The sequence below is a fragment of the Oleiphilus sp. HI0125 genome (assembly GCF_001635355.1).
The window spans coordinates 1-923 of the sequence record NZ_LWGF01000298.1; the positions used below are offsets into that span (position 1 = coordinate 1).

The 923-nt window shown below is 47.8% G+C and carries 1 protein-coding gene; it reads left to right on the top strand.

The window, feature by feature from the left end; all coding sequences use genetic code 11:
- The coding region (locus A3762_RS04110) for a VCBS domain-containing protein (RefSeq protein WP_197469012.1) at positions 1-923 on the top strand (923 nt) is incomplete at both ends.

The following is a 923-nucleotide window of genomic DNA, read 5'->3' on the forward strand; positions in this document are numbered from 1 at the left end:
CTGGCGAGTGTTAAATCCCAACGCCTCATACGGAAGTTTATCGATAGATGGGCAAGGGAAATGGACATTCTCTCTGCATCCTAACTCCGCGTCTGTGAATGCTTTGTCTGAAGGCCAAGTCATTCAGCAGACATTTCGTGTTGAGGTGAGAGATCAGCATGGTGAGCGAACCATTAAACAAGTTGTTATTGATGTTGAGGGAACAAACGATCTACCTACCATTCGTGGACAGAACACCGGTTCAGTTACCGAAGATTTGATCGGTCAAACCTCAGGTTCGCTCACTGCAGTAGATGTTGATGCCTTAGATACGCATACATGGGAGGTTGTTGGTTCGCAGCAAGGCCGTTTTGGCGGGCTGACGATAGACCCAAACAATGGAAAATGGACGTTTGTTCTGGACCATAATTCTCTTGATACAAAAGCTCTGGGGCATGGGCAGAAAACGACTGAGTCGTTTATCGTCGAGGTAGACGATGGACATGGCGGTAAAGCGCAACAGATCATTACTGTCGAGATAATAGGGAATAATACCGCGCCAAATATTGGTGGTGTTAGCTCAGGTTTCTTGAAAGAGGATGTGCAAAGTCAGGTTTCGGGCAAGCTGACACATGGCGATCCTGATATAGGTGATACACACACTTGGAGTCTCGTAGGTACAGCAAAAGGAAGTTATGGTTCCTTATCTTTGGGTCCAGACGGACAATGGACTTACAAAGTTGATGGGCGCATAGATCAACTCCGAGAAGGGCAGGCAAAAACAGAAACCTTCACGATCATGGTCACCGACAGTTATGGCCATAGCTCTCAGCAAACAGTGACTGTGAATTTGGAAGGTACGAACGATGTGCCAAACATTGGAGGAGTTCAGGCTGCGAGTACGGTTGAAGACGCGCAAAACCCGGTCGGTGGCCGACTGCAAG